Genomic DNA, 7,000 nt, shown 5'->3' on the forward strand with positions numbered 1-7,000 from the left:
GGTCAGCGCGGCGGCGGCCACGGCGGCGTTGTCGATGATCCGGTTCACGATCATCGCGCTGACCTCGGCGGTCACCTCGACCGGGTCCGCGGCGACCTCGGCGATCTTGGTGGCGAGATGTTCCTGGCGCGGAAACTCCTCGGCGGCGGCGCGTGCGCTTACGATGTGTCTCTTCATGCATCCTCCACGAGCGTGTGCAAATCCCCCCTTCGCACACTACGCAGGCCGGACATATTGCCGAATACCTCGCAAAAGCATATTTTCGCGGGAAACAATCCCCGATTTTGCGATGATTGCGAATAGTCGCAGCTACCATCGTGCACGTGCGCAAGATGTATGCGGGCGCCCGGCTTCGGCGGTTGCGCGAAGAGCGGAGGATGACCCAGGCGGCCCTGGCGAAATCGCTGGACCTGTCGCCCAGCTACCTCAATCAGCTCGAGCGCGACCAGCGGCCCCTCACCATTCCCGTACTGCTGAAACTCAATTCCACCTTCGACCTCGACGTCCAGTTCTTCGCCGCCGATTCGGACGCGCGCCTCGTGTCCGACCTGCACGAAGTGCTGGTGGACGCCGCGGGCGGGCACACCGCCCCGCTGACCGAGGTGGAGGAGCTGGCGACGCGCCAGCCGGAGATCGCCAGGATCGTGGTGGCGATGCACCGCCGACTACGCGCGACCACCGATCAGCTCGATCTGCTCTCGGCGCGGGTGTCCGCGCCCTCGGGCGCGCCCGGGGTGCCGATGCCCTACGAGGACGTGCGCGACTTCTTCTACGACCACCACAACCACATCCCACAGCTCGACATCGCCGCCGAGCAGTTGTTCGAGAACTCGGGCCTGTCCATCGGCTCGCTCGATCGCCAGCTCGCGCGGGTCGCCGAGGAACGCGCCGGGATGACGATTCTGGTGCGCGGCGACGGCGCGGACGCGGCCATCCCCAAGCGGCACTACGACCCGGAGAGCCGCACGCTGACCCTGGCCCGGCGATTGCGCCCCGGCCAGCGCGCTTTCCAGATCGCCACCACCCTCGCCCTCCTGCTGTACGGCGCCGAGCTGGACGCGGTGCTGGCCGAAACCCCGTCGCTGACCGGCGAATCCCGCACCCTCGCCCGGATCGGGCTGGCCAATTACTTCGCCGGAGCGCTGGTGCTGCCGTATGGGCGGTTCCTGCGGTCGGCGGAGGAGCTGCAGTACGACATCGACCTGCTCAGCTTGCGTTTCGAGGTCGGCTTCGAAACCATCTGCCATCGGCTCAGCACCCTGCAGCGGCAGGGACAGCGCGGCGTCCCGTTCTTCTTCGTCCGCACCGACCGCGCGGGCAACATCTCCAAACGCCAGTCCGCCACCGCGTTCCACTTCTCCCGGGTCGGCGGCAGCTGCCCGCTGTGGGTGGTGCACGAGGCGTTCGCCCATCCCGGCCGCATTCTCACCCAGGTCGCCGAGATGCCGGACGGGCGCCGATATCTCTGGATCGCCCGCACGGCCGCGGTCGCCCCGCACGGGTTCGGCACGGCGGCGAAGAGTTTCGCCATCGGGCTCGGCTGCGACATCGAATACGCCGAGCGCCTGGTGTATTCGGCGGGCTTGCAGCTGGACGACCCGGCGGCCGCGGTGCCGATCGGCGCGGGCTGCAAAGTCTGCGAGCGTCCCGCCTGCCCGCAGCGCGCGTTCCCGCACATCGGCAGCCCGCTGGCGATCACCGAGCACACCAGCACCGATCTGCCCTACCCGCGCGTCGGCCGCTGACCGGTTTCGATCCTGGTGAGTTTGTCCGGATTGGCCACGGCGTAGATTTCGCGGATCCGGTCGGTGGCCGGATCGATGTCCAGCACGACGACCGCGAACGGCGCGCCCGCGGCGAAGAACAGCGCGGCCGGGTCGCCGTTCACGAACCGGTATCCGACACCGAAATCGGGCACGTCCCTGAGGAGATTCCGGCCGGTGAGCATGCGGGCGACCTTGTCGGGGCCGTGGATCGGGCGCAGCGCGGCCCGCGCCTTGCCGCCGCCGTCGGACCAGAACACGACGTCCGGTGCGAGCAGTTCCAGCAGACCGGCCACGTCGCCGTCCGCATGCGCGGCGACGAGCTTCTCGGTCACCCGTCGCTGCGTGTGCGGGTCGGCTCGGTAGCGCGGCCGCCGCGCGTGCACGTGCTCCCTGGCCCGGTGGGCGAGTTGCCGGATCGAGGCGGGCGTGCGGCCGAGGACCTCGGCGATGTCGGCGTGCGGATAGCCGAACACCTCGTGCAGCACGAAGACCGCGCGCTCCAGCGGGGTGAGCGTCTCCAGCACCACGAGCACCGCCATGGACACCGATTCCGCACGCAGCGCGCCCTCCGCCGCGTCCTCGGTGAGCTGTGGCGTGTCGGAGACCAGCGGCTCGGGCAGCCACGGGCCGACATAGGTCTCGCGCCTGCGACTGATCGCCGCGCGCCGCGCGAGCGCCTGGTTCATCGCGATGCGCACCAGGTACGCCCGGGGATGCCGGATCTCCTCGCTGCCCTCACCCACCCGGGCAGCCCAGGAAAGCCACGTCTCCTGCAGCACGTCCTCGGTGTCGGCGACGCTGGCGAGCATGGCGTAGACCACCGAGAACAGCAGTTCCCGGTGGTCGGCGAACACCCGCGTGGCGGCTTCGTCGGCGGTCTCCGTCATCGGACCTCCTTGTCTGTGCGGTGCGACCGCGTGCATCGGTCTCACGCATAGGAGCAAGACAACGCCGCGATATGTGACGTCCCACGCCGAATTGTGATCCGTCTCTCGGCGCCGCGCTGCGATGTCACATCCGCCGCGCGCCGCGGCTCTCGGTTCGCAAGGACGACAACGTCCGCATCGAGAGAGGACATCGGAGTGCTCGCACCCACCGAAACACCATCGTTCTTGGCGACCCGCCGCGGCAAACTCACGTTAGCCCTGCTCTGCACGGTCGCCTTCGTCGACTTCGTCGACGCCTCCATCGTGAACGTCGCGCTGCCGACCATCCAACGCGAACTGGGCATGTCGGTGCCGACGCTGCAGTGGGTCACCAGCGGGTATCTGCTCACCTACGGCGGGTTGCTGCTGCTCGGCGGCAGGCTGGCCGATCTGCTCGGACGCCGCAGGGTCCTGATCGCCGGGACCGTCGTCATCGGCGTGTCCTCCGCGCTCGGCGGGCTCGCCGACAGCAGCGGGCTGCTGATCGCAGCTCGCTTCGCACAGGGCATCGGCGCCGCGCTGATGCTGCCCGCCGCCCTATCCATCCTCACCACCAGTTTCCGGGAGGGCTCCGATCGACACACCGCGGTCGGAATCTGGGGTGGTGCAGCGGGTTTGGCATCGGCCGCCGGCGTATTCCTCGGCGGGGTGATCACCGAAGGGCCCGGCTGGCGCTGGGTCTTCTACGTCAACACGCCGGTCTGCGTGCTGGTGCTGGTGGCCATCCCGCTGCTGATTCCGAACGATCAGCGCAACGACATCCGGCGCGGCTTCGACGTGCTCGGCACGGTCTTGGCGACCACGGGCCTGATGACGCTGGTATTCGGCTTGGTGAAGGCCCCCGAATACGGATGGGGCGACGCGCGGACGATCGCCGTCCTCGGTGTCGCCGCGGCTCTACTCGTCGCGTTCGTCGTCAATGAGCGCGCCACCGCCGACCCACTGGTCCCGTTGTCGATCTTCGGCATCCGCGGATTGGCCGCGGCGAACCTGTCCCACCTGGTGATCGCCGCGGGCATGCTGTCGATGTTCTTCTTCGTCACGCTGTACATGCAGACGGTGCTGGGCTACGGCGAGTTCGAGGCGGGCGTCGCCTATCTCCCGGTGAGTTTGACCATCGGCGTGGCCGCGGGTCTGGCGACGAAGTTCTTCGCCAAGACCGGAACCCGGGTCTTCACCGTGCTCGGGTCGCTGCTGTGCGGGCTGGGTGTTCTGCTGCTGTCACGCATATCGACCGACGGGTCCTATCTCACCGATCTGCTGCCGGGAATGCTGGTGATGTCGCTGGGCGCAGGTGGCGTCTTCGTCGCGAACACCACCGCGGCGAACGCGGGCGTGCCGCCCGAACAAGCCGGTTTGGCCGCCGCACTGCTCAATACCGGGCAGCAACTGGGCGGAGCACTGGGCCTCGCGGTACTCACCGCCGTCGCGACCTCGCACACCAACGCTCAGCTCGCGGCGGGTCACGCGCCGATCGAGGCGATGAATGCCGGGTTCGGGCGGGCGCTGTTCGTCGGCGGCGTCATCGGCGTTGTCGCCGCGATCCTCGGGTTGTGGACCGTCAACGCACGCGGGGACGCCGAGGCCACGGCGTCGGCCACACAACCCGCGACGGTCTGAAGTCGGCAGGTGGCCGGGAATCGAAGGGCTCCAGGCCACCTGCCGATGCCGTCCACAACACCGCAGCCGCACCCTCTGCCCGCCCCGATACAGAACGACCCACACTTAGCACGACTGGGCCGCGCTGACGCTCGGGGCTGCGCGCTGCGCCCCGGGCCAGTGCCCCCGTCCAGATTGGTGGTCTTCGAGCTCAGGAACGCGACGACGGTAGTCGAAAGGCGGATCAACACGCCGTGGCCAACCGCCATTGGACTACCCTCGCGGAACCGTCCACACCGACGGTTACGCGGAAGCTATCTTTACGAGACACCTAGCCCGGACCGGATAGGTGTCAATTATCTTCGCGCCGAATGGATCTGAAACGAAGTCGGAGGGCGTGGGTCGCACCGCGAGCCGGTCGAGGCATACATGTACGACGGTATCCACTACTCGTTCGATTACGTGCGTATCCAGGTTCTTCGTCAGGTCGGCACAATGGCGCGATTCGCCATCGAGCTGGACTACTGCGAGGAGGAGTTCAGCATCGAGCTGGACAATGACGAGATACTCGAGACCGATCGGATCTGCACGACGGTGAATGCCGAGTTCGATGGCATTCGAGTGCAACTGGACGCGGACCGAGAATTGGCCGAGTTCACCGATACTGCCGGCTTGGTCTTCGACTCCGCCTCCGGCCTGTACAGGCCGGTCGAGACGGCCACCCCCGGGAATCGTTCGCGGACCGGGCACTGAGGTCGGACTCGCCGCAGTCGTGCGCACCTGCGACGTTGAAGTAGCGTGCTGATCTCGCATTGCTACCGTCAAGTTGTGAGCCGCACCCAATGGACAATCCACGGTGAACACGTGGTGGACGAGAATCGTCATATCAGGCTGTCGACAGTGGAGGTCGAGCTGCCGGATGGGGTGAGGTTCACGCAGTACGTCGCCAGAATGCCTCGCTGTGCGATGACGTTGGTTCTGAACAACGACCGCGAAGTTCTGCTGATGTATCGGCACCGGTTCATCATCGATCGGTGGGTGTGGGAGTTGCCGGGCGGATATGTCGACCACGCCGAAGACGTCTCCTTCGCCGCCGCCCGCGAGGTCGAAGAAGAGACCGGGTGGCGTCCGCGGACCATGGAACACCTGGTTACCTACCAGCCGTCGATCGGCACACTTGACCAACCGCAGGAGATCTACCTGTCCCGCGGTGCCGACCTCACCGACACGGCCCCGGACATCAACGAGGCCGAAGACATCCGGTGGTTCCCACTACTGGACGCGGTAGCCATGATCGACCGCGGCGAGATCGTTGGCGCCGCGACGATCGTCGCGCTCTACCGCGCCCTCAGTCTTCCCGACCAGTGACCGCAAGCGCTCGATGCCGGAACTCGGCCACGTCTTCCAAATCGTCATACGGTGCGAGCCGATGCCGAACCTCCCTCAGGTAGGAGAGGCTACGGCGGGAAACCAGTCCAGCCGCGAGTTCGAGTGCTTCGAACCCGATACTCACGGCCTCCCCTGGGTCCTCAGCGGCACGGGAGGATGCCAACAGGCAAAGGTTGAAAGCACGTCCACGGATATACCCATCGGACATGTCCAGCGACTGCTCGGCGAAGCGCGCAGCTCGAGCAAAATCACCGAGATCTCGGAAGCAGTGCGCAGTTTTCGCTGACAGGTATGCGTCGTCGAAATATGCCAGCCATGCCGGGCGCATTGAGTCTGCGCGCTCGAATGCGCGTTCTGCGACGTTGATCGACGCCGCGCACGACGATTGGTCGGAGCGCGCGGCGTGGCCGTGTGCCTCCGCCATGTGGCACTCGGTCTCCAACGCCGCCAGTCGTGCGGTGCGCGCGGCGATCTGGGCCGCGCGTGCGAGGTCGATGGCATCTCCCGGCCGCCCCACGTAGGTGGCCTGGTGGCTCATCGCCGCGAGAATCTCGGCTCCGAGTCCGGCGTCACCGGCAGCCCGGGACATCCGTAGCGCCTGAATCAGGTACCGCTGCGCCAAGCCGTGCTCCTCGAGATCATAGGCCGCCCAGCCCGCGAGCTTCGTGAGTTCGGCAGTGGCCGCGAACAACTGGCGGCCGACCGATTCGGTGTAGCTACCGTGCAGTAGTGGCGCGATGGAACTGTGCAGATAGTGCACGATGGTCGGACGCACCTTGCCGCCGCCGACACGGTTGTCCAGATCGCGAAACGCGGTGGTCATAGTGCGGACCGCATCGACATCACTTTGGCCGATCCGGCGGAATCCGGACGATACAGGGCGTTCAGGTCCGGGCATAGTCAGCCATCGCATGGACGCGGCCGGATAGACCGCAACTGCGTATGACGCTCCGACCAGGAACCGCCGACGCTCCACATCACTCCTCCACAACGCTGTTGCGGAAGCTGTTGCCTCGGCAAGACTCAGTGAAAACTCGAGTCCCAGATCGGCGGTCTCGCCTCCGCCGACCATTCCACAGTCCGCAACGCTGACTCGTCTCCCGACAACCTCGGTCAAGACCTCGGCGATCAGCTCCGGCCCAGGCGTGTTCGGCTGCTCGCCAGCGAGCCACCGACCGACGGAAGAGTGGTCGTAGCGCAGCTCGACACCGACGGCCTCGCCACGCTCCACCACTCTGCGCGCGAGGCCTTTTCGGCTGAGCTCTCGGCTATATCGAGCCTCCTCCAGAAGCTCAGCGAGTTGACGATTGGGCTGCTTAG

The 7,000-nt window shown here is 66.7% G+C and carries 6 protein-coding genes and 1 pseudogene; 4 read left to right on the top strand and 3 right to left on the bottom strand.

Going from position 1 to position 7,000, the window contains the following annotated elements:
• A pseudogene (locus tag NA4_RS43060) lies at positions 1-177 on the bottom strand (MmgE/PrpD family protein); the annotation flags it as partial.
• Positions 178-323: 146 nt separating this feature from the next.
• On the opposite strand from NA4_RS43060, the gene NA4_RS36600 reads away from it, so the two are divergent.
• Positions 324-1,745, top strand: a complete 1,422-nt coding sequence (locus NA4_RS36600) for a short-chain fatty acyl-CoA regulator family protein (protein WP_174553048.1) — start codon at positions 324-326, stop codon at positions 1,743-1,745.
• Here the strand turns inward: NA4_RS36600 and sigJ are convergent.
• On the bottom strand, positions 1,724-2,653 hold the full coding sequence (sigJ, locus tag NA4_RS36605; protein ID WP_067480467.1) for an RNA polymerase sigma factor SigJ: 930 nt from the start codon (positions 2,651-2,653) through the stop codon (positions 1,724-1,726). The two genes, NA4_RS36600 and sigJ, sit on opposite strands and share 22 nt — an antisense overlap.
• A gap of 195 nt (positions 2,654-2,848) precedes the next feature.
• On the opposite strand from sigJ, the gene NA4_RS36610 reads away from it, so the two are divergent.
• The 3 genes from NA4_RS36610 to NA4_RS36620 all read left to right on the top strand — a co-directional run bounded on the left by NA4_RS36610 (position 2,849) and on the right by NA4_RS36620 (position 5,659).
• Positions 2,849-4,312 (top strand): DHA2 family efflux MFS transporter permease subunit, encoded by a 1,464-nt coding sequence (locus tag NA4_RS36610; RefSeq protein WP_067480470.1) that lies wholly within the window; start codon positions 2,849-2,851, stop codon positions 4,310-4,312.
• Between the two features lie 408 nt (positions 4,313-4,720).
• Positions 4,721-5,044, top strand: a complete 324-nt coding sequence (locus NA4_RS36615) for a hypothetical protein (RefSeq protein ID WP_067480473.1) — start codon at positions 4,721-4,723, stop codon at positions 5,042-5,044.
• Positions 5,045-5,257: 213 nt separating this feature from the next.
• Positions 5,258-5,659 (top strand): NUDIX hydrolase, encoded by a 402-nt coding sequence (locus NA4_RS36620; RefSeq protein ID WP_218022516.1) that lies wholly within the window; start codon positions 5,258-5,260, stop codon positions 5,657-5,659.
• Here the strand turns inward: NA4_RS36620 and NA4_RS36625 are convergent.
• Positions 5,640-6,968 (bottom strand): NsdA family TPR-like regulatory protein, encoded by a 1,329-nt coding sequence (locus NA4_RS36625; RefSeq protein WP_507763408.1) that lies wholly within the window; start codon positions 6,966-6,968, stop codon positions 5,640-5,642. The genes NA4_RS36620 and NA4_RS36625 overlap by 20 nt on opposite strands.
• Between the last annotated feature and the right edge of the window lie 32 nt (positions 6,969-7,000).

Origin of the sequence: Nocardia amamiensis NBRC 102102 (assembly GCF_001612745.1) — a bacterium.
GTDB classification, from domain to species: domain Bacteria; phylum Actinomycetota; class Actinomycetes; order Mycobacteriales; family Mycobacteriaceae; genus Nocardia; species Nocardia amamiensis.

Bases quoted from the DNA above. Each gene is read 5' to 3' on its own strand.
- sigJ (WP_067480467.1), bottom strand. From the start codon at position 2,653: ATGACGGAGACCGCCGACGAAGCCGCCACGCGGGTGTTCGCCGACCAC.
- NA4_RS36615 (WP_067480473.1), top strand. From the start codon at position 4,721: ATGTACGACGGTATCCACTACTCGTTCGATTACGTGCGTATCCAGGTT.
- NA4_RS36620 (WP_218022516.1), top strand. From the start codon at position 5,258: ATGACGTTGGTTCTGAACAACGACCGCGAAGTTCTGCTGATGTATCGG.